The sequence below is a fragment of the Campylobacter sp. RM10537 genome (genome assembly GCF_022369435.1).
GTDB lineage: Bacteria > Campylobacterota > Campylobacteria > Campylobacterales > Campylobacteraceae > Campylobacter_D > Campylobacter_D molothri.
This window is the reverse complement of the sequence record NZ_CP059597.1, coordinates 126,079-150,412: the sequence shown is the minus strand read 5'-3', so window position 1 is coordinate 150,412 and position 24,334 is coordinate 126,079. Positions and strand designations below refer to the sequence as shown.

24 protein-coding genes are annotated in these 24,334 nt (G+C 28.2%); 13 read left to right on the top strand and 11 right to left on the bottom strand.

All coding sequences use genetic code 11. The features are described 5' to 3' along the window. The 3 genes from CMOL_RS00735 to rpsU form a co-directional block, all read right to left on the bottom strand. Positions 1-1,170, bottom strand: a complete 1,170-nt coding sequence (locus CMOL_RS00735) for a glutathionylspermidine synthase family protein (RefSeq protein ID WP_239820376.1) — start codon at positions 1,168-1,170, stop codon at positions 1-3. A gap of 10 nt (positions 1,171-1,180) precedes the next feature. Further along, positions 1,181-1,771 carry a UPF0323 family lipoprotein gene (locus tag CMOL_RS00730; protein WP_200282005.1) on the bottom strand — a complete coding sequence of 197 codons (591 nt, stop codon included), beginning with the start codon at positions 1,769-1,771 and terminating at the stop codon, positions 1,181-1,183. A gap of 150 nt (positions 1,772-1,921) precedes the next feature. Next, entirely contained in the window at positions 1,922-2,134 is a 213-nt protein-coding gene (gene rpsU / locus CMOL_RS00725) for a 30S ribosomal protein S21 (protein ID WP_002780697.1), read from the bottom strand. 190 nt (positions 2,135-2,324) lie between these two features. On the opposite strand from rpsU, the gene ccoG reads away from it, so the two are divergent. The 5 genes from ccoG (at position 2,325) to CMOL_RS00700 (ending at position 10,078) form a co-directional block, all read left to right on the top strand. Further along, positions 2,325-3,692 (top strand): cytochrome c oxidase accessory protein CcoG, encoded by a 1,368-nt coding sequence (ccoG, locus tag CMOL_RS00720; protein WP_239820375.1) that lies wholly within the window; start codon positions 2,325-2,327, stop codon positions 3,690-3,692. After that, positions 3,689-4,336 (top strand): TetR/AcrR family transcriptional regulator, encoded by a 648-nt coding sequence (locus CMOL_RS00715; protein WP_239820374.1) that lies wholly within the window; start codon positions 3,689-3,691, stop codon positions 4,334-4,336. Before ccoG ends, CMOL_RS00715 begins: the two co-directional genes overlap by 4 nt. A 69-nt stretch (positions 4,337-4,405) precedes the next feature. Next, the gene (locus tag CMOL_RS00710) at positions 4,406-5,506 is read left to right on the top strand and encodes an efflux RND transporter periplasmic adaptor subunit (protein WP_239820373.1); all 1,101 of its coding nucleotides are present in this window, start codon (positions 4,406-4,408) and stop codon (positions 5,504-5,506) included. Further along, positions 5,506-8,625, top strand: a complete 3,120-nt coding sequence (locus CMOL_RS00705) for an efflux RND transporter permease subunit (protein ID WP_239820372.1) — start codon at positions 5,506-5,508, stop codon at positions 8,623-8,625. Before CMOL_RS00710 ends, CMOL_RS00705 begins: the two co-directional genes overlap by 1 nt. Continuing rightward, a complete protein-coding gene (locus CMOL_RS00700) occupies positions 8,618-10,078 on the top strand; it encodes an efflux transporter outer membrane subunit (RefSeq protein ID WP_239820371.1) in 1,461 nt (486 codons plus the stop codon). Before CMOL_RS00705 ends, CMOL_RS00700 begins: the two co-directional genes overlap by 8 nt. Before the next feature lie 9 nt (positions 10,079-10,087). On the opposite strand, the gene cmeU is transcribed toward CMOL_RS00700, so the two are convergent. Then, positions 10,088-10,339, bottom strand: a complete 252-nt coding sequence (gene cmeU / locus CMOL_RS00695) for a CmeU family protein (protein WP_239820370.1) — start codon at positions 10,337-10,339, stop codon at positions 10,088-10,090. A 111-nt stretch (positions 10,340-10,450) separates the two neighbouring features. Between cmeU and CMOL_RS00690 the strand changes: the two genes are divergently transcribed. Next, complete coding sequence (locus tag CMOL_RS00690) at positions 10,451-11,791, top strand: coproporphyrinogen III oxidase family protein (protein WP_200282025.1); 1,341 nt, start codon at positions 10,451-10,453, stop codon at positions 11,789-11,791. A gap of 2 nt (positions 11,792-11,793) precedes the next feature. On the opposite strand, the gene hemJ is transcribed toward CMOL_RS00690, so the two are convergent. The 4 genes from hemJ to CMOL_RS00670 form a co-directional block, all read right to left on the bottom strand. Then, entirely contained in the window at positions 11,794-12,246 is a 453-nt protein-coding gene (hemJ, locus tag CMOL_RS00685; protein WP_200282028.1) for a protoporphyrinogen oxidase HemJ, read from the bottom strand. After that, positions 12,230-12,691: a signal peptidase II gene (gene lspA, locus CMOL_RS00680; protein ID WP_200282031.1), complete on the bottom strand. Its 462-nt coding sequence runs from the start codon at positions 12,689-12,691 to the stop codon at positions 12,230-12,232. The genes hemJ and lspA overlap by 17 nt, the downstream gene beginning before the upstream one ends. Next, positions 12,684-14,021 carry a phosphoglucosamine mutase gene (gene glmM, locus CMOL_RS00675; RefSeq protein WP_239820369.1) on the bottom strand — a complete coding sequence of 446 codons (1,338 nt, stop codon included), beginning with the start codon at positions 14,019-14,021 and terminating at the stop codon, positions 12,684-12,686. Before glmM ends, lspA begins: the two co-directional genes overlap by 8 nt. 90 nt (positions 14,022-14,111) lie before the next feature. Then, entirely contained in the window at positions 14,112-15,131 is a 1,020-nt protein-coding gene (locus tag CMOL_RS00670; RefSeq protein WP_239820368.1) for a cytochrome-c peroxidase, read from the bottom strand. 202 nt (positions 15,132-15,333) lie between these two features. On the opposite strand from CMOL_RS00670, the gene plsY reads away from it, so the two are divergent. The 5 genes from plsY (at position 15,334) to CMOL_RS00645 (ending at position 18,835) form a co-directional block, all read left to right on the top strand. Beyond that, positions 15,334-15,945: a glycerol-3-phosphate 1-O-acyltransferase PlsY gene (gene plsY, locus CMOL_RS00665; protein WP_239820367.1), complete on the top strand. Its 612-nt coding sequence runs from the start codon at positions 15,334-15,336 to the stop codon at positions 15,943-15,945. Then, on the top strand, positions 15,930-16,247 hold the full coding sequence (locus tag CMOL_RS00660) for a dihydroneopterin aldolase (protein ID WP_200282041.1): 318 nt from the start codon (positions 15,930-15,932) through the stop codon (positions 16,245-16,247). Before plsY ends, CMOL_RS00660 begins: the two co-directional genes overlap by 16 nt. An 80-nt stretch (positions 16,248-16,327) precedes the next feature. Then, the gene (hsrA, locus tag CMOL_RS00655; RefSeq protein WP_200282058.1) at positions 16,328-16,999 is read left to right on the top strand and encodes a homeostatic response regulator transcription factor HsrA; all 672 of its coding nucleotides are present in this window, start codon (positions 16,328-16,330) and stop codon (positions 16,997-16,999) included. A gap of 121 nt (positions 17,000-17,120) precedes the next feature. Further along, positions 17,121-17,366 (top strand): YfhL family 4Fe-4S dicluster ferredoxin, encoded by a 246-nt coding sequence (locus CMOL_RS00650; protein ID WP_137623267.1) that lies wholly within the window; start codon positions 17,121-17,123, stop codon positions 17,364-17,366. After that, complete coding sequence (locus CMOL_RS00645; RefSeq protein ID WP_239820366.1) at positions 17,366-18,835, top strand: Ppx/GppA phosphatase family protein; 1,470 nt, start codon at positions 17,366-17,368, stop codon at positions 18,833-18,835. The genes CMOL_RS00650 and CMOL_RS00645 overlap by 1 nt, the downstream gene beginning before the upstream one ends. On the opposite strand, the gene CMOL_RS00640 is transcribed toward CMOL_RS00645, so the two are convergent. From CMOL_RS00640 to CMOL_RS00630, 3 genes are read right to left on the bottom strand one after another with little or no spacing between them, the layout of a single operon-like run. Further along, complete coding sequence (locus CMOL_RS00640) at positions 18,810-19,595, bottom strand: hypothetical protein (RefSeq protein ID WP_239820365.1); 786 nt, start codon at positions 19,593-19,595, stop codon at positions 18,810-18,812. The genes CMOL_RS00645 and CMOL_RS00640 overlap by 26 nt on opposite strands. A 1-nt stretch (position 19,596) precedes the next feature. Continuing rightward, positions 19,597-19,902, bottom strand: a complete 306-nt coding sequence (gene fliN / locus CMOL_RS00635) for a flagellar motor switch protein FliN (RefSeq protein ID WP_200282067.1) — start codon at positions 19,900-19,902, stop codon at positions 19,597-19,599. After that, positions 19,902-20,327, bottom strand: coding sequence for a hypothetical protein (locus CMOL_RS00630; RefSeq protein ID WP_200282070.1), 426 nt, complete (start codon positions 20,325-20,327; stop codon positions 19,902-19,904). The genes fliN and CMOL_RS00630 overlap by 1 nt, the downstream gene beginning before the upstream one ends. A gap of 209 nt (positions 20,328-20,536) precedes the next feature. On the opposite strand from CMOL_RS00630, the gene CMOL_RS00625 reads away from it, so the two are divergent. Together CMOL_RS00625 and uvrA are read left to right on the top strand one after the other, a co-directional pair. Continuing rightward, entirely contained in the window at positions 20,537-21,322 is a 786-nt protein-coding gene (locus CMOL_RS00625; RefSeq protein WP_200282074.1) for a sulfite exporter TauE/SafE family protein, read from the top strand. A 51-nt stretch (positions 21,323-21,373) separates the two neighbouring features. After that, positions 21,374-24,196: an excinuclease ABC subunit UvrA gene (uvrA, locus tag CMOL_RS00620; RefSeq protein ID WP_239820364.1), complete on the top strand. Its 2,823-nt coding sequence runs from the start codon at positions 21,374-21,376 to the stop codon at positions 24,194-24,196. Positions 24,197-24,334: the final 138 nt, after the last annotated feature.

The following is a 24,334-nucleotide window of genomic DNA, read 5'->3' as shown; positions in this document are numbered from 1 at the left end:
TTACTCCTTAATAATATGTCCAACAAATTTTGAAGAATTATCAAGTATCATTCCACCTTTTCTAAAACCTAAACCGCATCCCTCATAAGCAAAAAATACTCCTGCTTGATAAAACTCATTTTCATATGAATTTAATTCTACATATTCTTGATAAATGAATTTATTGTTTACATAAGGTCCTTCATTTTCTTTTAAAATTTGTTCACCCTTAACAATGCTTATATTAGCTCCTTCTCTACCAAAAACTGGCTTTTTAACATAAGTTTTTCCAGTCAAAGGTTGATCTTTTGTTTCTAAAAGTAATGGATGATTAGGATAAAGCTCATATAAAATTTTCATAATACCTTTTGATTGGAATATCAAGGTATAAGCAGGATTTAAAATGATAGCTTTTTGATTACGCATGATCTGCGTTAAAAGCATTGCAAGATCTCCTTCTTCTATTGCTATATCTTCCCAAGGAATCAGTTTAAACCAATATTCATAGTTAATTCCATCTTTAAAAATACCCTCATCGCTAAATTCAACCTCATCTACATAAGAAAAATTAGTTTCAAATCCCGCTTCATTAGCAATATAAGCTAATAATTTCGTCGTAATTTCCTCTTCTTTGTTTCCAGCTATACTTGAAAAAAGAATTTTCCAGCCTTGATAATAATTTTGAAATAAACTAGTATCATCATCAAGCGTAATCAGTCTTTTAAAATTCTCCATTAAACATTCATAAATATTATTAAACTGATGATTTTCATCCATATTATTTTGTTTTAAAATAGCCCATTGCAAAATTGCGCTCTCAAAAAGAGCTGTTGGAGTATCTGCATTAAATTCTAAAAGCTTAATAGGCTTTCCATCCAAGCCTCCAGCAAAATCAAATCTTCCATATAAATGCCAATGAACATCATTTTCCCAACTCATTTTAATAGCTTCTACAAGATTAAAAGGAATACCTAGCTCATCAAAACGATCATTATCAATCACATTTTGTGCAGCCGCTATAAACATATCATAAAGCTCATTAGATGCTTCATAATAAGCATTTGCTTCATTTTCTTTAACGCAAACTAAAGTATCGCTAATATAATCACTACCATCTTCATCAGTATGCCAAGAAAAACCTATATTTTCTAAATAATCCTTTTGAAGCTTATCAACTTTTAACAATCTCATAAATCTTCCTTTAAGAACCAAATCCAGAATTTGATGATTTAAGCCCACCTTTAAAAAAACCAGATTTAGAAGAACTTGAAGCTTTGCTTGTACTTGCTTTATTAAAACTATTTACGCTTCTTTGGTAAGCACTTTGGTTTGTAAAAGCTCCTCGCTGTTGATTAAGAAAATTTTGATTTCCAAAAAGTTTTGAACCTATCCAACTTCCTATAATAGCTCCAGCAGCACTCGCAAGCAAGGTTTCACCTAAACTTAATCCGCCACTGCTCATTTGAGGATTGCTTTGAGTCAAATTAGATGTTCCATTATCTATTTTTTCTGCTTCTTGTTTTATAAGCATATCCATTTCTTCTTTGCTTAAAATTCGTTCTGTACCATTTAAATCTTTCAAAACCACTCTAGTTTCATCGCTAGGAAATTGATCTTTTATTTTATATTGACCAGGAGCAACTTCTTCTATAATAACAAAAGCACCCTTCATATTTGAATTTTGATTTGAAGTCTCTGAATTATCATTACTGCAAGCAACTAAAGCACCTCCTGCTACAGCTGCCAAACCACTCATCATCCCAATTTGTATAATTTTTTTAATTCTTTTCATAGTATCTAGCACCTAATAATCAAAAATTAATGATTAATTCTAACAAAAAATAATAAATTCATTCTTTTGTATTAAAATAATTTTTGTATTTAAAAAAGTTTGATATAAGATTTTAAAGAATTTATCAAAAGCCTTAAAAGGCTTTTGATTTTAAAGTCTTGATTCGTATCGTCTAAGCATATAAAGTCTTTTAAGCATTTTTTTACGTGCTGAAATTTTTTGCTTTTTACGAATTTCAGTCATAGGCTCAAAAAATCTTCTCGCTCTAACTTCAGTTACAACAAGATTTCTATCAACTTGTTTTTTGAATTTACGATATGCTTCATCAAAAGACTCGTTAGGATGCACCTTAATTCCTGGCACTATCCTCACCACCTTTCATAAATTTAATTCTGCTTAACAAAATTTAAAAATTTTTATTGTTAAGGGGAAAGATTATAAAGTATTTATCATTAAATAATTCTTATTTAAAGGTAACTTAGAAAACATTTAAAAATTATTTTAGTTTTTATAAATTATAATAGCATAAAAAACAACATAAAAAAGGGAATAAATGCAAAATTTTATTACTAATTACACAAAAAGGCGTTATATTATTTATGCTATTATTAGTATTATTGCATTGAGTTTACCATTTATAGAAATTAATGGGAATCATTTTTTTCTTTTAAGCTTTATCCATGCTAAATTAAATTTATTTTTTATTTCTTTTTCCACTCAAGAATTTTATCTTATGCCTTTTATTCTTATACTTCTTTTTCTATTTATATTTTTTATAACAACATTAGGTGGTAGAATTTGGTGTGCTTGGAGTTGCCCACAAACTATTTTTAGGGTTATTTATAGAGATTTAATTCAAACAAAAATTTTGAAAATTAGAAAAAATATCAATAATAAGCAAAAAGAATATCCTGGACAATATTTTAAAAAAATTATTGCTATTATTTTATTTTACCTTATTTCTTTAATTGCCATAAGTAATTTACTTTGGTATTTTATTCCGCCAGAAGACTATTTTGAATATTTAAAAAATCCTAATGAACATTTTCTTTTAATAGGAATTTTATTTTTTGGAAGTATACTTTTTACTCTTGATGTTACTTATTTTGCAGAAAAATTCTGCATATATGTTTGTCCATATGCTAGAATACAATCGGTTATGTTTGATCGCGATACCATGCAAGTAATTTATAATGAAAAACGTGGTGGAGTTATTTTTGATGGTAAATTTAAACTTCATAAAAAACCTCCTCAAGGAGAATGTATAGGATGTGAAGCCTGTGTAAGCGTGTGTCCAACACATATTGATATTAGAGCGGGAATGCAACTTGAATGTATTAATTGTCTAGAATGTGCCGATGCTTGTTCTAAAATTCAAAATAAATTCAATCGTCCAAGCTTAATCAACTGGACAAGTATCAAATCAATAGAAACAGATAAGAAAATTAATTATTTTCGCTTTAGAACTATTGGATATTTAATTGTTATTGGAATTATCTTAACTATCTTAATTATTATGGGTAGCAAAAAAGAACATATGCTTTTAAATATCAACCGAAGTAGCGAACTATACCAAATTTCACGCGCAGGGGACAATATAGAAGTTTCAAATGCATATACATTTTTATTTCAAAACACAGATATAAAAGATCATGAATATTATTTTGAAGCTAAACTAGAAGGCATTGATAATGGTATTGAAATTATTCGCCCAAGCAAACCTTTTAAACTTGAAGCCGGAGAACAAAGTAAAAAAATTGTTATTATTAGGGCTATAAAAAAACTTGCCAATGATAATCAAAAAGATATTATTTTTCCACTTCATATAAAAGCTTATGCTAAAGATGATAACAAAATTGTTATTTTTAGAAAAACGATTTTTATTTATCCTAAAATCTCAATTTTTAAGGAGGTTAAATGAATTCAAACAAGACGCTTTCTAAGAAAAATTTAGCTCGAAAAGATAGAATAAAAAAGGTTGCTTGTGAACTTTTTTTAGCACGAGGATTTCAAGAAGTCAGCCTAAGCGATATTATAAAAATCTCTGGAGGCTCTTATTCTAATATTTATGATTGTTTTCAAAGCAAAGAAGGTTTATTTTTCGAAATTTTAAATGATGTTTGCAAAAAACATTTCAAGCTAGTTGCCTCTCAAATTCATATTTCTGAAGATAAAGAATTAAAAGAAAATTTAATTTCTTTTGCTAGAGTTTTTATTAAAATATATAATACAGCCTCAATGGTTTCTTTAGGAAGAATTATTTTTTCTCAAGTTTATAATATAAATTATCTTCAAAATTGGATGCAAGATAATCAAAAATTCTTTGCTCATAATCTTCTAGCAGATCTTTTTTCAAAACAAAAAGATCAATTTATCAAAGATAATGCTGCAAAATTAGCTATTACTTTTTGCAATATGTTAAAAGAACCTTATTTTACTTTAAATGTTTTAGTAGACTCCCAGCTTATGAGTAAAAAAGAACAAGAAGAACATATAAAATTTATAGTCGATCTTTTTTTAAATGGCATTTCAAATAAAGCCTGTAGAATACCAAATCAAGTTTAATTAATAAAATTTAAGCTAAAATATAAAAAATATTTTAATAATAAAAAAACGAAAATTAAGGTAAAAATGATGAGATTAATTATAAAAAATATTCTTTTAGTAAGTATTGTATTTTTAATTTATGGTTGCGAAAAAAAAGAAACTCCGAAAATGCAACAAAATCCAATACCAGTAAGCTTTATGGAAGCAAAATCTGAAAATTTGCCCCTTAGTTTTACTTATCCAGCAAAACTTGTGAGTGATTATGATGTGGTATTAAAACCTCAAGTAAGCGGAGTGATATTAAAAAAATATTTTAAAGCAGGTGATATGGTTAAAGAGGGTCAAAAATTATTTCTCATTGAACCCGATAAATTTGAAGCAAACGTTAATTCTGCACAAGGGAAATTCTTGATGGCAAAAGCTAATTTTGATAATGCCTCAAAAGATTATGAAAGAAATAAAATTTTATTTTCAAAAAAAGCTATTTCAAAAAAAGAATATGATGCTTCTTTAGCAACTTTTGATAGCGCAAAAGCAGAACTTGCAAGTTCAAAAGCTGATTTACAAAATGCTAAAATCGATCTTAATCATACTGAAATTCTTGCACCATTTGATGGAGTTGTTGGAGATGCTTTAGTTAATATAGGAGATTATGTTAATTCTGCAAATACAGAGTTAGTTCGTGTTACAAACCTTAATCCAATTTATGCAGAATTTTATATTTCTGATACAGATAAACTTAATATTATGCGAAACACCCAAAGTGGGGAATGGGATCTTAAAAATATCCAAGCTACATTAAATTTAAATGGAGAACAGGTTAAGGGAAAACTTTATTTTATCGATTCTGTAATAAATGCAGATAGTGGAACTGTTAAAGCTAAAGCTATTTTTGATAATAATAACTCTAGTCTTTTACCAGGAGCATTTGCCACAATTACTTCAGAGGGATTCATTCAAAAAAATGGCTTTAAAATACCACAAAGTGCCATCAAACAAGATCAAAATGAAGTATATGTTTATACTATAGTTAATAATAAAGTCATAAAAAGTCCAATTCATATTAACTACCAAAATAATGAATATGCAATTATCGACTCTGGAATTAAAAATGGCGATAAAATTATTTTAGATAATTTCAAAAAAATTCATATTGGAACTGAAGTTCAAGAAATTGGGAGTAAATAATGTTCTCTAAATTTTTTATAGAAAGGCCAATATTTGCTTCTGTTGTTGCAATTATTATTTCAATTTCTGGAGCTATAGGTTTAATTAATTTACCTGTAGAACAATATCCTGCACTAACTCCTCCTACAGTCCAAGTAACGGCAAGTTACACAGGTGCAGATGCCCAAACTATAGCTTCAACCGTTGCAACTCCTATTGAAGATGCAATCAATGGAGTTGATAATATGATTTATATGGACTCTACAAGTTCTACAGGTCAAATGAAACTCACAGTTTATTTTGATATAGGAACCGATCCTGATCAAGCAACGGTCAATGTAAACAATAGAATTTCCGCTGCAACAGCAAAACTCCCAGAAGCAGTTAAAAAGCTTGGAGTAACGGTTAGAAAATCTTCTTCTTCGATACTTGAAGTTATCTCTATCTATTCAGATGATAACTCAATGAGTGATGTAGATATTTTTAACTACACCACTTTAAATATTTTAGATGAATTAAAAAGAATTCCTGGAGTTGGAGATGCTAGCGCCATAGGGGGTAAAAATTACTCCATGAGAATTTGGCTAAAACCTGATCTATTAAACAAATTTAATATAACCGCTACTGATGTTATTAATGCTATTAATGAACAAAATGCTCAATACGCAACAGGGAAAATTGGTGAAGAACCAGTTATTAATAAGTCTGCTCAAGTGCTTTCTATAACAATGCAAGGAAGACTTTCTACTCCTAAAGAATTTGAAAATATTATCTTAAGAACCAATAAAGATAGATCTTTCTTAAGAATCAAAGATATAGCAAATGTAGAAATAGGATCTCAAGAATATAGTTCAACTGGACGTTTAGGTAGCAAACCAGCCGTTCCAATCATGATTAATTTACAATCAGGTGCTAATGCAGTTAGCACTGCAAAATTAATTAATCAAAGACTTGAGGAACTTTCTAAAAATTTCCCTCAAGGTTTAAAATATAAAGTTCCTTTTGACACAACAATTTTCGTTAAGGCCTCTATTAAAGAAGTGATTAAAACTTTTGCTGAAGCTTTAATTTTGGTTCTTATTGTTATGTATCTTTTCTTGAAAAATTTCAGATCAACTCTTATTCCAATGATCGCTGTTCCTGTTTCATTATTGGGAACTTTTGCCGTACTTTATTTGCTTGGATTTAGTATCAATCTTTTAACTCTTTTTGCTCTTGTTTTAGCTATAGGTATTGTCGTTGATGATGCTATTATTGTAGTTGAAAATATTGACAGAATCATACATTCTGATCCTAATATTTCAATCAAAGATGCAGCCATACAAGCTATGAATGAAGTAAGTTCGCCAGTTATTTCTATTGTTCTTGTTCTTTGTGCTGTTTTTATCCCTGTATCATTTATTTCAGGATTTGTAGGAGAAATTCAAAAGCAATTTGCCCTAACTCTAGCCGCTTCTGTTGCTATCTCGGGGTTTGTTGCACTCACATTAACTCCTTCATTATCTGCAATTTTTTTAACAAGAAATGAGTCAAAACCTTTCTATTTTGTTCAAAAATTTAATGATTTTTTTGATTGGAGCACATCTGTATTTAGTGCTGGTGTAGCTTATATGCTTAAACGTACTATTCGCTTTGTTCTCATTTTTTGTATTATGCTAGGGGCGATTTTTTATTTATATAAAATTGTGCCAAACTCACTTGTGCCAACCGAAGATCAAGGTGTTGTTATGAGTATTATCAATCTACCTGCTGGATCTCCTATACATAAAACCATAGAAGAAGTAGAAAGTATGAATAAAAATATTAGCAAAATTGATAGTATAGAATCGGCTGTTTCTCTTGTAGGTTTTGATCTTTTCACAAGTTCTCTAAAAGAAAATGCTGCGGCAACATTTTTAAAACTAAAAGATTGGAGTGAAAGAAAATTAAGCTCTGATCAAATCATTGGTATGCTATTTGGTCAATATGCAAATGATAGAAATGCTCAAAGCTATTTCCTTAATCTTCCTGCAATTCCTGGACTTAGTCTAACAGGTGGTTTTGAGATGTATGCTCAAAATAAAAGCGGGAAAACTTATGATCAAATTCAACAAGATATTAATAAATTATTAGAAGTAGCAAGAAAAAGAAAAGAATTATCCAATGTAAGAACAACACTTGATACCAATTTTCCACAATATAAGCTTATTATTGACCGAGATAAAATGAAATATTTTAATCTCAATATGCAAGATGTTTTCAATACCATCAGTGCAACAATAGGAACTTATTATGTTAATGACTTTCCTATGTTAGGAAAAAATTTTCAAGTCAATATTCGCGCCTTAGGAGATTTTAGAAATACTCAAGATGCATTAAGAAATATCTTTGTAAGATCAAATGATGGAAAAATGATACCTCTTAACTCATTTTTAACCCTTGCTAGAAGTGCTGGACCTGATGATGTTAAAAGATTTAATCTTTTTCCAGCTGCTCTTATACAAGGTGATCCCGCACCAGGTTATACTTCTGGACAGGCCATTGAAGCGATCTCAACTGTTGCCAAAGAAACTTTAGGAAGCGATTATTCTATTGCTTGGTCAGGATCAGCTTATCAAGAAGTTAATTCCAAAGGAACTGGATTATATGCTTTTATTTTAGGAATGGTTTTTGTATTTTTAATTCTAGCAGCCCAATATGAGAGATGGCTTATTCCACTTGCTGTTGTTACTGCTGTTCCTTTTGCTGCATTTGGTTCTTTTCTTTTAGTAGCTCTTTCAGGGTTTGACAATGATATATATTTTCAAACTGGACTTTTACTTTTAATTGGACTTTCAGCAAAAAATGCAATTTTGATTATCGAATTTGCTATGGAAGAACATCTAAAAAAAGGAAAGAGTGTTTTTGATGCTGCTGTTAGTGCTGCAAAATTAAGATTTAGACCTATTGTTATGACTTCATTAGCTTTTACTTTTGGCGTCTTACCAATGATTTTTGCCCATGGAGCAGGAAGCGCTGCTCGTCATGCTTTAGGAACTGGACTTATAGGTGGAATGGTTGCTGCTTCAACTCTAGCAATTTTCTTTGTTCCATTATTTTTCTATCTTTTAGAAAATCTAAGCATTTGGATTGATAAAAAAAGAGGTAAGATCCATGAATAAAATTATTTCTATGAGTATTACTGCGAGTCTTGGATTATTTATTTCAGCTTGCTCTTTAAGTCCGAATTTAAATATTCCTGAAGCGAATTATACTTTTGCCAATGATAAACAAAATAATAATAACATTGATCAAAAATGGTGGAAAGAATTTGAAGATGATCATTTAAATAAACTCGTCAATTTGGCTCTTAAAAACAATTCTGATTTAAAAATTGCTTATATACATTTAAAACAAGCTAGTGCTCAATTAGGAATTGATTTTAGCAATTTAATGCCAAAATTTGATGCAAGTGCAAATGCTTTAAGAAGTAAAACTTCAATAAATGCACCAACAAACAAAAGCGGTCAATTTAATTATGGCAATGACTTTAAGATAGGTCTTAATTTAAGCTATGAAATTGATCTTTGGGGTAAATACCGAGATTCTTACAGAGCAAGTAAATCTTCTTTTGAGGCAAGTCAATATGATTATGAAGCAGCAAGACTTTCTATCATTTCAAATACAGTTCAAACATATTTCAATCTTGTGAATGCATATGAAAATGAAAATATTTTGCAACAAGCCTATGAAGCAGCACAAGAAATTTATCGCATTAATAATGAAAAATTTTCAACAGGAACTACTGGAGAATATGAATTATCCCAAGCTAAAGCTAATCTTGAAAGTATTTCTTTACAGTATAATCAAGCACAACTTAATAAAGAAAATTATCTCAAAGCTCTAAAAATATTAACTTCAAATGATTTAAATGACATACTTTATCAAGACCAAGACTATCAAACTTTTAATCTTAAAGAATTTGATATTCCAACTGGAATTACTAGTGAGATCTTATTGCAACGCCCAGATATTAGCTCTTCTTTAGAGAAACTCATGCAAAAAAATTATCTTATAGGTGTTGCTCGTTCGGCTTTCTTGCCTAGTCTTTCTTTAACTGGGCTTTTAGGTTTTGAAAGTAATGATTTAGATACTTTAGTAAAAAATGGATCTAAAACTTGGAATATAGGTGGAAGTTTTTTAATGCCTATTTTTCACTGGGGCGAAATAAATGAAAATATTAATTTAGCTAAATTAAATAAAGATGAGGCCTTTATAAACTATGAAAATACTTTAAAAACAGCTTTTGGAGAAATTCGATATGCTTTAATTTCTAGAAAAAATATACGCTTGCAATATGACAATGCTTTATCAAGCGAGCAAGCTTATAAAAGAATTTATGAAATTGCTAAAGAACGTTATGATATAGGAGAAATGTCTTTACAAGATTATTTAGAAGCTCGACAAAATTGGCTTAATTCTCAAATTAATTTTAACAATACAAAATACTCTTATGCTAACTCTATAGTAGATGTTATTAAAGCTTTTGGTGGAGGATTTAATCAACAAGATGAAAATTCTTGGGAAAGCACTCAAAAAGAAGAAATTCAAAATTTAGAGAACTCTTTAAAATAAATGCTTGATTTAGAAATCTTTTTCTAAATCAACATTTGTAATTTTATAAGCCTTATAAATAGCTGGTAATATTTTTCTTATTGCATAATCATAATGATAAAACAATTTATATATCTCTTCAGCATTTAAATCCTTTGCATTTTTAAAATCAAAAACTTCAGTATTTTGTAATTTTTCAATATTTTCATCAAAAAAAGAATAAAATTCTGATCTTTTTTTAAATAAAGCATTTAAATTCTTAACAATTTCTGATTTTTCCATAATATATTATCCTTTTAAAATAATTTCTCATCAAAATATAAAAAATTTACCATTAATTTAGTAAAAATTTGATAAAGTTCTTTATTATACTTTAATTATTAGGTTTATTCTATGAATTTATTTCAAAATTTAGCTTTAAAATATTCTCATATCATGATGGAAAAATCTTTAGAGAAGGGTTTTAATGTTGAACTTTTAAAAGAGCCAAAAGAAAAAATTCCAAAAGAAGATAAAACTTATATGCTTTATGCTCATATACCTTTTTGCCATACCTTTTGTCCTTATTGTAGTTTTCATAAATATTATTATGATGAAGAATTAGCTAAAATTTATTTTGAAAATTTAAGAAAAGAAATTATCTTGATCAAAGAAAAGGGATTTAATTTTACTTCTATGTATGTTGGCGGCGGTACAACTCTTATTCACGAAGAAGAATTATTAAAAACCCTAGAGCTTTGTAAAAAAATTTTTGACATTAAAGAAATTTCTTGCGAAACAGATCCAAATCATATAAAACCTGAAAAACTTTCTATGTTTAAAGGTATAATTGATCGATTGAGTTGTGGTGTCCAAAGTTTTAATGATGATATTTTAAAAAAAGTTGCAAGATATAATAAATTTGGCTCTTCGCAAATGCTTCAAGAAAAAATCTCAAAAGCAATGAATATTTTGCCTATTTTTAGTATTGATTTGATTTTTAATCTTCCGGGACAAACTATAGAGCAACTTTTAAATGATTTAACAATTGCTAAAAGTTTAGCTCCTCAACAAATTACAACTTACCCTTTAATGAAATCGGGATTAACCAAAGATAATATAGCTAAAAGTTTGGGCGTAAGCATTCAAGATAATGAATTTAAATTTTATCAAATTATACGAGACTTTTTTAAAGATTATCAACAAAATAATGGATGGAGTTTTTCTTTGGAAAAAAATACATTCAATGATGAATATGTAAGTTCTCACCATGAATATTTAGGTGTTGGTAGTGGTGCTTTTAGCTTTTTAGATGGAGAACTTTTAATTAATGCTTTTGATTTAAATGATTATTCAAAACTGATAAAAGAAAAACAAAATGCAAATATTGCAAAAGCTAATTTTGACAAAAAAGAGATTATAAAATACGTCTTTTTAACTGAAATTTTTGCGGGAAAAATAGATATTGAACGCTTTAATAAAACTCTTAATTGCAATCTTGAAAAGGAGCTTTTTATAGAACTTTTAGGTCTTAAAATAAGCGGGGCTATTAAAAAAGAAGGGAATTTTTTAACTACAAGCAAATTTGGTCAATATCTTTTTGTAGTTTTAATGAAAGATTTTTATACTGGAATGGATCTTGTTCGTGCAGTTTTCAGGGATAATCAACGTATTAAAAATAAAAATTTTATTGACATTATGAAAGAAAATGTTAATCCACTTGAACCCGCTAGTATGGAGTTCAAAGCGAATTAAAATTAAAATGGACGAACGACAATCATTAAAGCAATAATAATAAACATAATTGTAGGAAATTCATTATAAATTCTAAAATATTTTCCACTTTTTGTATAAATATCTTTAGATAAAGCTCTTAAACAAAAATAATTATGTATATGAAAAAGGATTAAAAGCGTTACACAGGTAAGTTTCACATGCATATAAGCTGCCCCTTCCATTAAAATTTCCTTATGGGCATGTAGCATTAAACTTCCAGTAATTAAAGTCGCAATCATCGCAGGATTTTGTATAGCAAAATAAAGTTTTCTTTCTTGAATTTTTACCACATCAACAAAACCTTTATTTTCTTTATGTTCCACATGATACACAAAGAGTCTTGGCAAATAAAAAAGTCCAGCCATCCAAGAAACAAAAGCTAAGTAATGCACCCATTTAATCCAAAAATAATACTCATTAATCCATTCTGTCATTTTTACTCCTTCTTTTTAAAAAAATTTCTTGTATAAAAATTAACGCAACGCTAATATTTATCATAACATCAGCTACATTAAAAATAGCAAAATTAAACCATTTGTGCCAAAAAAACATATCTACAACCCCACCATGTACAAAACGATCCAAAAGATTTGAACACCCAGAACCCAACATTATTCCAAAAGCTACAATATGTTCTTTTAAAAATTTTTTTTGCCAAAAAAGATATATTGCAAGTATTAATATAAACACCAAATGAAAGTATTTTAAATAATGGTCTAAAAAACTGAGCATTGAAAATGCAATACCGGTATTTAAAGCAAAAGTTAAATCAAAATATTCACTTTGCCATCTCATTCCACCTAAAGTTAATTGTTTAACCCATTGATCTAAAACAAATGCTGCTATGAAACAAAAAATAAATGTTAAATTTTTATTCATTTAAAGCTTTCTTGAAAAAATTAATAACATTATTCATTTCTTTTTCTAAAACTTTAATATCCTTATTCTCTAACAAAAGTCTAATCAAATTTTCAGTTCCAGAATAACGAAATAAATAATTAATATTTTTATTTTCCAAATCTCTTTTTAATTCTTTCAAACCTTTAATTTTTTCTAAATCTTTTTTTTCAGAAATTTTTAAATTTGTTAAAAGTTGCGGATAAGGTTTAATTTGACTTAAAATCGCACTAGCGCTTTTTTTCTTTGAAAGCATTAATGCACTAAATTGTAAAGCTGCTATAAGCCCATCCCCTGTCTTAGCATAATCACTAAAAATAATATGTCCACTTTGTTCTCCGCCAAAATTTCCACCAATTGTCTTTAATTTTTCAAGCACATATTTATCTCCAACATTACAAGTCTCAAGTAAAATTTCATGCTTATTTAAAAACTCTTTTAATGCTCCATTGCTCATAATAGTTGCAACAACACTTGATTTTAGCTTGCCCTGTTCTTTTAAATAAAGAGCTAAAACACCCAATAAGCTATCTCCATGTGCTACTTCGCCTTTTTCATTTACCACCACTAAACGATCAGCATCTCCGTCAAAAGCAAAACCAACATCTGCACGAAATTTTATTACTTCAGATGCCAAATGTGAAGGATGCAAAGCTCCACAATTTTCATTAATATTAAGCCCATTTGGTTGATCATTGATTACAATAACCTCTGCTCCAAGTTCCCTAAATACAGTTGGAGCCACTTTATAAGAAGCTCCATGCGCCACATCCAAAACAACACGTAATGATTTTAAAGTCAAATCTTTAGGAAAAGAATTTTTAATTGAAACGATATAACGTCCTATAACATCATCGATTCTTTTAGCCTGTCCTATCTGATCCATGCTTACTTTGGAATCTTGTATAAGCTTGTCATTAAAATAAATTTCTTCAATTTTTCTTTCAATATCTTCATTAAGCTTATTTCCATGTGCATCAAAGAATTTAATACCATTATCATAATAGGGATTATGAGAAGCTGAAATCATTATACCCGCATCACAACGCATATCCTCTGTTAAAAAAGCAATGGCAGGAGTTGGCATAGGTCCTATTTCAATAACATTATATCCTATAGAAGTAAGACCTGATACAATGGCATTTTCTATCATATAACCACTTCGTCTAGTATCTTTACCTACTAAAATATTATTAGTAATACTCTTATCTTTAAAATAAATTCCAGCAGCCATGGCTAAACGCATTGCTAAAAAACTATCTAGAAATTCTCCAGCTTTTGCTCTTACACCATCTGTTCCAAAAAGTTTCATTTGTATCCTTTTTTTGATAGTATTGCTTTAAATTATAACAAAAAATAAAGTCTAAAAAACTAATAGACTTAAAAAGTCTATTAGTTTAATTTAAAATTGAGGTAGTGGTGTTTTTTCAGTAGAAGCTGGAAGCTGAGGATAAATTATTTTAGGTTTAACACCTGTTAAGGATTTTAAAAATGTTTCGATACTTTCTGCATCTTTGTTAGAAATATTGATTCCAAGTTGTACACTTCCCATTTCTTTAATAGCATCAGTTAATTTCCAAATTGCACCATTATGAAAATAAGGAGCTGTTTCAGCAACATTTCTTAAAGTCGGTGTTTTAACCATTCCATTTGCATCCCCTTTAAAATCACCTAAATTAGAAAATTTATATTTTCCAGCTACTTGAAAAGGTTGCATATTTCCACCTAAATTAACTCCATTATGACAAGCTACGCATCCTTTATCTATAAAAAGTCTTAAACCTTTTTTCTCATCATTGCTTAAAGCTTTTTCATCGCCATTTAAGAAAGCATCAAAACGTGATGGAGTAATTAAAGTCCTTTCAAAATTTGCTATCGCATCAGCTATATTATCAAAACTAACACCGCTTTTGCCATAAATTTGTTTAAATTCTTTCACATATTCAGGTAAAGATGAAATTTTTTCAACAGCTAATTTTGCAGGAGTAGCCATTTCTGGTTCTGATTGTATAGGACCTTTAGCTTGATCTGCTAAATTTTTAGCACGACCATCCCAAAACTGCACATTATTTAAAAATGCATTATAAACAGTTGGAGAATTTAAGTGATGAGGATTTTCTTTCCATTTATTTCCTATAGCCGTTGAAACTCCATCTGCACCACCTAAGCCTAAATTATGACAAGTATTACATGAAATAATACCACTTTTTGAAAGTCTAGGATCAAAATAAAGTTTTTTACCAAGTTCAACTTTTCTAAGATCAAAATGGCTTGCTTTTATTCCATTTGATTTTAAAATTTCCTCAACACCTTTTTGATCTTTTGGCAAAGGTTTTAAACCAGAATTTTTAGCTTCATCAATTAAATTCATTGCGCTTAGACTTGAAGCAACAAATATTGCTGTAAACAATAAAGTTCTCATCCTTACTCCTTACTATGGAATTAAAATTTTAAATTTATTAATTTATCTTAATAAATTATGAATAAATAGTATTCTTTTAATACTTAAATAAGAATAAAAAATATGTATTAGTATTTTTTATTCTTAACTAGACTCATTTATTTTTTTTATCTATAATACCTTAAATTATAAAAACCTAAAAAATATTACGAGGTTTATTACAGTGGAAAATTTAATTATTTATGCTATGGCTTATTGCCTAGGCGCAATTCCTTTTGGACTAATTTTGACAAAAAAATTTGCAAATATAAATATTAAAAATCAAGGATCAAAAAATATAGGAGCAACTAATGTTTTAAGGGTTGTAAAACAATACAATCCAACTTTAGCTAAAAAACTTGCCATTGCAACAGTGATTCTAGATTTTGCAAAAGCTGCATTACCTTTACTTATATTAAAATTTTTAAATTATGATTTAAACATACTTTGGAGTGTTGCTGTATTAGCTGTATTTGGACATTGCTATTCAATTTATTTATTATTTGAAGGTGGCAAGGGTGTTGCAACAGGTGCTGGGGCTATGATTGTGCTTTTGCCTTTAGAAGTTATAACGGCTTTTATTATTTGGCTTATTGTGGGTAAAATTTTTAAAATTTCTTCTTTAGCATCATTACTAGCTTTGGTAACTTTTATTGGTAGCTCTTTTATTTTCAATTATAATATGGAGGTTATTAACACTCATGCACCAGTATTTATCATAGCTTTTCTTATTTTTTATAAACATATTCCAAATATCTATAGATTGATTTTCAAAAAAGAATGCAAAGTCATATAAGCATAAAAATACATTTTAAATGTATTATTGGAATTTTAAACTTTGAACGCAAAAAAAAACAAAAAATTTGCGTCAAACTAAAAGCCAAAGCAAATGATTTTTTAGACTATGCAAAGGTTTCAAAAAAAATTAAAAAAATTTATAAAAAAGAGAAATTTTTTACCTTAGAAGAATCTGTAGATTTTGTATGTGAAAAACTTCATTCTAAATTTCCTCAAATTATTTATTTAAAAATAGCAACTTTTAAACCTAAAATAATAAAAAATAGCATAGTTGGGGTAAAATTAAAAAAAAGATATTAATTTTTTTTTAAAGATATCTAAACATTTACTTAAACTATGTTATAATTTTTTAAAATTTTCTTATTATGAAGGATAAAACAATGAGAATTTTAGTTATAGAGGATGAAATTAGCCTTAATAAGTCTATTATAGATAAACTTAATGAATTTGGTTACCAAACAGATTCATCGGAAAATTTTAAAGATGGAGAATATTATATTGGAATAAGACATTATGATCTAGTGTTAGCTAGCTGGAATTTATCCGATGGCGATGGCTCAGAGCTTATTAATATCATAAAACAAAAATCTCCTAGAACTTCAATAGTTATCATGTCTTCAAAAACCGATAAAGAAACAGAAATAAAAGCTCTTAAAGCAGGTGCTGATGATTTTATAAAAAAACCTTTAGATTTTGATATTTTATTGGCAAGAATCGAAGCAAGATTAAGACTTGGCGGAACAAATGTAATTAAAATTGAAGATCTTATTATTGATCCAGATGAAGAAAAAATCACCTATAAAGAACAAGATATAGAACTTAAAGGAAAACCTTTTGAGGTTTTAACTCACTTAGCTAGACACTCGGATCAAATTGTTTCCAAAGAGCAACTTTTAGATGCTATTTGGGAAGAACCTGAACTTGTAACTCCAAATGTTATCGAAGTAGCTATCAATCAAATTCGTCAAAAAATGGATAAACCTTTAAATATTTCCACTATTGAAACAGTTCGTAGAAGAGGATATCGTTTCTGCTTTCCTAAAAAATCCTAATAAAAATTTTGCACCAAATAAATGGTGTAAAATTTATCTTTTTTATTTATTTTTATATTATATTTAAGTTTGATTATTGTATAAACTAGACAAATATTATTTAGTTTATAGAAAGGTTATAATGGCTCTTTTAATAACAAAAGATTGCGTATGTTGTGACGCTTGCAGAGAAGAATGTCCCGATGAGGCTATTTATGAACATAGTCCAATTTATGTTATTGATGCTGATCTTTGTTCCGAATGCGTCAATGATTTTTCAGAACCTGCTTGTATAGTAGCCTGTCCTTATGAATGCATTATTCCAGATCCTGATAATATAGAAAGTATAGAAGAGTTAAAATTAAAAAATCGCAATAGAGATCTATAATGGCTAAAAAAACCGCTGTTGTTGATCTGGGATCAAATTCAATTAGAATGGTGATTTTTGAAAAAACTTCAAGATATGGTTTTTACACAACTTGTGAATATAAGCGTAAAGTAAGATTGGGTGAAAATTCTTATAATAATGGCAAAATTCTTCAAGAAGAAGCTATGCAAAAGGCTGAAAATGCTTTAAAATTTTTCAAACAATGTTCCTTAAAACACAAGTGTAAAAAAATTTTCATCATAGGAACTTCAGCTTTAAGAGACGCTCCAAATTCTAAAGAATTTATAAAAAGAATTAAAACCAATTTAAATTTAAATATTCGATGTATTGACGGAAAAGAAGAAAGCTATCTAGGTGGTTTAGCCGCTTTAAATCTTCTAAGCCCTTTTAAAGACGCTACTACTCTTGATATAGGTGGAGGATCAAGCGAACTTTGTTTAATCAAAAACAATAAAATAGTTTCTTGTATTTCTTTAGATATAGGAACAGTCAGATTAAAAGAATTGTTTTTTGATAAAGGAAAAACTGCTAAATCTTTAAATCAATTTATCGATCCTATTTTAAAACAAATCCCTAAAGAATTTTGCAATCACAATCTCATAGCAATAGGTGGAAGTTTAAGAGCTATTTCAAATTCTATTATGCAAAAAAATTCCTATCCTTTGAAAAATTTACATGATTTTCGCTATGATTTAGAAGATGAAAGAGAACATATCGAAAAAATTCTTGAAGCTAAAGTTGATTCCTTGGCAAATTTTGGCATCAAAAAAGATCGTTTTGATACTATAAAAAAAGGAATTTTTATATTTTTAAAAATCGCCCAAAAGCTTAATACAAAACATATTATAACAAGTGGAGTAGGAATTAGAGAAGGTATATATTTAAAAGATTTATTACGCCCAAACAATCATTTTCCTACAAATTTTAACCCTAGCTTAAAATCTTTGCAAGATAGATTTTTACAAGAAAATAAAAACAATCATACAGCCAAATTTGCAATGCAATTATTTAATGTTTTAAAAAATATTCATAAAATTCATGATTATTATAAACAAAGTTTATTGGCCGCAGCTAAGTTGTGTCATATAGGAGAATATTTAAATTTTTATTTTTCAAATGAACATTCTGCCCATTTTGTTTTAGGTGGATTAAATTATGGTTTTTCACATAAAGAAAAAGTTTTAATCGCAAATATTATCAAACTAAATGGAAAAAAAATCAACCCTTATAATCTAGAACCCCATAAGCAACTTTTACCTAATTTCCATATTCTTTCTTGGCTAAATTTTATACTTAATTTAGCAAAAACCTTAAATAATGCCAATGAGAGCAAAATTAATTTTTCTGTTTTAGATAATACGCTTTATATTTTTAATGAATTTAAAGAATTAAATTTGCCAAAAGAAGAATTGAAAAAAATTGCAAAAATCAAAAACCTTAGTATCATTTTTTCTGACGTTGCTCTATAAGATTTTGTATGCGTTTTTTATTTTCTTCAAAAAAAGAATCAAAATTTTTTTCTTTTTCTTCTGAGTCAATTTTTTCTTGCTCTATCTTCATACTTTCTAAAATAACATTGGAATTACCTATTATCATAGTATATCTTTTATGATCATATTCAAAAACAACTAATTGGTTATTTTTATCTAAAAATCTTTGAAAAACCATACGAAAATCTCTTGAAATACCACTTTTTTTTGAAATCAAAGAATTTTTAAGCCACCAAAGTATCACAAGTAAAATTATTAAAATTACCATAACTAAAATATAGTTTGTATAATCATATTTAACCAAATTTTTATCCTTAAATTCAAATGGAGTTTCTTTTTCATGATTTGATTTTAAAATAGAATCTTGAGTTAATTCTTTTTGCTTATTTTCTTGCGTAACTCTAATTCTTACCCCGAATTTATCATTAATAGAACTCACATTAAGTGAAATATTTTGTTTGTTTTTTAACATAATATAAGTATCATTATTTTTGGAGCTAATACTGATTCTATCAACGAGCTTAGAACTTAAATTTTTTAATTCATCTTTAGAATATGTTAGCTTACTAAAAGTTAAAAGAATGAAATTTTTATCTTTTGTTTGAGAAATTTTTCCATTATAAGCATTATCAAAAGAAAGCATCAAATCCACTCGATCATTTCTATCATAAATATTATAATCGACCAATTTAACTGCAAACAAAGGTAAAGTTAAAAAACACAATAAAAAAAATCTCATTCTATATTTCTTTTTTAAAGTATTGAAGTACAGTTTTAGAATCTAAAATTTCATTAATTCTTATTGCTAAATTTTTTTCATAAACCATCACTTCTCCTTTACCGAAGATACGTTTATTGATATAAAGCTCCACACTTTCGCCAGCAGGTTTTTCAAGATCAATCACAGAACCCACTTCTAATCTTAAAAGATCTGCCACGCTCATATTTGTCGTACCAAGCTCACTGACAAAATCTACACTGATATCTAAAATATCCTCATAAGATTGTAAGAGTCCATGAGCTTCAAATTCTATTTCATTACTCATTATTGACAATATCCTATTCTAAAACAATAATCTTTAAAACCATAAGTTAATGACTGGTCTAAAATAATATTTGGGTTATTTATTCTTCCTAAATATTCTGGTATGCCAAGCTTATACTCATCATCACTACCTTTAGCATCATTGAGCAATTTTTTTGCATATCCTACAATTTGATTGGCGCATTCTTTAGCAAGATCACACCTATCATCTTCTTGAAAATCTTCTTCTCCAATTAAAATTGTTGAAACTAAATGTAAAAATTCTGTCGAAAAAAATAAATAAAAATTATATTCTCTATTATTTCTTTCTACTACAGAAATACTAGAGCCATAAAATTCACCTTTTAATTCTTCAACAGGTTCCATATGGATCTCTAAAATGTGCTCAAAAAAATGGACTATGGAATATTCAAGAGTTTTTAACATAATATATAACCGCCTTTAATTAAAACCCTATAATAATTATTATAAATTATAATAAAATAAATTTGCTTATAAACTATTTATACAAACTAGATAAATAACACGAAAAGATAAATATTAAAATACTTTTTATCACTAAATGTAAGATAAGACTTAGTTTAATAAGATAAAATATTTAACTTATAAAATCAACCAACCACTTAGGAAGAAATATGAATTTTTCAGATCTACCTTATTTATTAATAGGCATATTTTCGGGTATAACTTCAGGTCTTTTTGGTATAGGTGGAGGCATGGTTATAGTCCCTGCAATGCTTGTTTTAAACGAAAGCTCTCATCATGCAATTGGAATTTCAGTTTTACAAATGATTTTTGCTGCAATTTTTGGATCTTATATTAATTATAAAAAGAAAAATTTAAATATTAAAGATGGTATTGTTATAGGACTTGGTGGGCTTTTAGGAGCAAGCTTTAGTGGATTACTTTTAAAATTTTTAAATGATATTAGTTTAACAACAATCTTTTTATGTGTTAGTTGTGTTTTTTTTATAAAATATGCTTTTGGTGTTAAGGAAAATGCTGTTAAAAATGAAAGAAGCACCTTGCAAAAAAATATTATTTTGTTTATAGCCGGTTCTTTTACTGGAATTTTTGCAATTTCTTTAGGTATAGGCGGTGGGCTTTTAATTGCTCCGATTTTAGCTTATTTTTTAGGATATGATAGTAAAAAAGTAGTTTCTTTATCCTTATTTTTTGTTATTTTTGCCTCTATTTCTGGAGTTTTATCTCTATCAACTTCAGGAGTTATCGATCATGTGGTGATTCATAAAGGTATTATTGTAGGTATTGCCTCAATGATAGGAGTTTTTATTGGTATAAAAATTATTGAAAAAATGCAAATTTCTTCTCATAGAAAAATTTTACTTTGCATTTACGCTTTATCGATACTTGGAACAACGCATTCCTTGCTTAAAAAGCTTGCAATTATCAGCTTTTAGTAAAATTGTGTTAAAATTTTAGATTTTTTATATAAATTTTTAGGAAAAACTATGAATGATAAAATTAAAATTATTGGCGCCAAAGAAAATAATTTAAAAAATATTAATCTTGAAATTCCAAAAAATAAACTTATAGTCTTTACGGGTCTTAGCGGTAGTGGAAAATCAACACTTGCTTTTGGAACACTTTATGCTGAAGGACAACGCCGTTATATAGAAAGTTTAAGTGCTTATGCGAGACAATTTTTGGATAAAGTAGGAAAACCTGATGTGGATAAAATAGAAGGCTTGACTCCTGCTATTGCTATTGATCAAAAAACAACTTCTAAAAATCCTCGCTCTACTGTTGGAACTATTACCGAAATTTATGACTATTTAAGACTTTTATATGCAAGAATAGGTATACAACATTGCCATCAATGCGGTCAAGAAATTTCATCCATGAGCGCTAATGATATAGTCAATGAAATTCTAAAATTTCCCAAAGGAGCAAAAATTATTATTTATGCACCTTTAATAAGAGAAAAAAAAGGCACCTATACTGATTTGCTTGAAAATTTACGCAATAAAGGCTATGTTAGAGCTCAAATTGATGGAGTTTTAGTTAGACTTGATGAAGAAATAGAACTTGCAAAAACAAAAAAACACACGATAAAATTAGTTATTGATCGTCTTGAAATTAGTGAAGATTTACTTTCAAGGCTTGCAAGTGATATCGAAAAAGGTTTGGAAGAAAGTTTTGGAGAAATTGAAATTGAAGTTTTAAATCACGAAGAAATGGGTATTAATAAACACTACCATTATAGTGAGCATTCAGCCTGTTTTAATTGTAAAATTTCTTTTGTTCCCCTAGAACCTTTAAGCTTTTCATTTAATTCTCCAAAAGGCGCTTGTCAATCTTGTGATGGATTAGGTATTCGTTATACTTTAGATATGAAAAAGATTATTGATGAAAATTTAAGTATAGAAAATGGTGCTGTAAAAATCATGTATGGTTTTAATAAAAGTTATTATTATAAATTTTTAATTGCCTTTTGCGAACAAAATGAAATTTCCATCAAAAAACCTTTTTTAGAACTTAGCGAAGAAGAAAAACGTCTTGTATTATATGGCAATGCAAAAACTATAGAATTTTTTTGGAAAAGAAATCGTTTAAAACGAACTTTTGAGGGTGTTGTTAAAATGGCTTATGAGATGCTAAAAGATGAAAAAGATTTAGGCGAATACATGAGTGAAAAAATCTGTAAAGATTGTCAAGGATATCGTTTAAAACCTGAAAGTTTAGCTGTGCGCGTTGCAAAAAAAGATTTAGGTGAAATTTTAGATATGAGCATAGAAGATAGCACAACTTTTTTTTCCAATGAAAAAAATTTTTCCTATTTAAGTAAGCAACAAAAACTTATTGCAAAACCCATATTAAAAGAAATTAATGAAAGACTTTTTTTCTTGTATGATGTAGGTCTTGGTTATCTTTCTTTAGGACGTGATGCAAGAACTATAAGTGGTGGCGAAGCACAAAGAATTCGCATTGCTTCTCAAATTGGAAGTGGATTAAGTGGAGTTATGTATGTATTAGATGAGCCAAGTATTGGACTTCACGAAAGAGATACAGCAAAACTCATAAAAACTTTAAGAAATTTGCAACAAAAAGGTAATACTTTAATTGTTGTAGAACATGATAAAATGACTATTGAAGAAGCAGATTTTATAGTAGATATTGGCCCAAAAGCAGGAAAATTTGGCGGAGAAGTTGTATTTTGCGGAACTTATAAAGAACTTTTAAAAAGTAAAAGTGAAACCGCGCTTTATATGAATGGCAAAAAACAAATTTCACAACTTTATAACAGAAAACAAAAAGAATGGCTAGAACTTAAAAATGTTAATATTAATAATATTAAAAATCTAAGCGTTAGTTTTCCTTTACAAAATCTAGTTGCTATTACTGGTGTTTCAGGATCGGGTAAGAGTTCTCTTATTCTGCAAACTCTTTTGCCCTTCGCTCAAGAAGAATTAAATCGTGCCAAAAAAGTTAAAAAACTTGGTGGCGTAGAAATTGAAGGACTTGATAAGCTAGATAAAGTTATTTATCTTGATCAAAGTCCTATAGGAAGAACTCCACGTTCTAATCCTGCTACTTATACAGGTGCTATGGATGAAATAAGAAATCTTTTTGCAGCTACCAAAGAAGCAAAAATGCGAGGTTATAAAGCTGGACGTTTTTCTTTTAATGTTAAAGGAGGACGTTGTGAAAAATGCAGTGGTGATGGAGAAATTAAAATAGAAATGCATTTTCTACCCGATGTTATGGTGGTTTGTGATACTTGTCATGGAAAACGCTATAATGATGCCACCTTAGAAATTAATTATAAAGGAAAAAATATCAGTGAAGTATTAAATATGAGTGTTTTAGAAGCTAATGAATTTTTTGCTTCAGTACCAAAAATTCGTCAAAAACTAGACACTTTAGTTAAGGTAGGACTTGATTATCTTACTTTGGGACAAAATGCCACAACTTTAAGCGGCGGAGAAGCTCAAAGAATTAAACTTGCTAAAGAATTAAGTAGAAGCGATACTGGAAAAACACTTTATATTCTTGATGAACCTACTACTGGACTTCATTTTGAAGATGTTAATAAACTTATTTCCGTATTGCAACATTTAGTTGATCTTAAAAATTCTGTTTTTGTTATAGAACATAATTTAGATGTAATTAAAAATGCTGATTATATCATCGATATGGGTCCAGAAGGTGGGATAAAAGGTGGAAAAGTAATCAGCACAGGAAATGTAGAAAAAGTAGCAAAAGATCATAAAAAAACTGGATCTTATACTGGATATTATTTGGATTTAGAAATTAACAATACTAAAAAATAATTTTTTCTTTTTGACTTTATCAATATAAGCAAATATGGAAATTATTAATAAAATAAGTATAATAATTTTCATAAACTCCTTCTTTAATTTTAAAGTATTTTAATATACTTTTTAAGCTTTATAAACATTATATTTTAA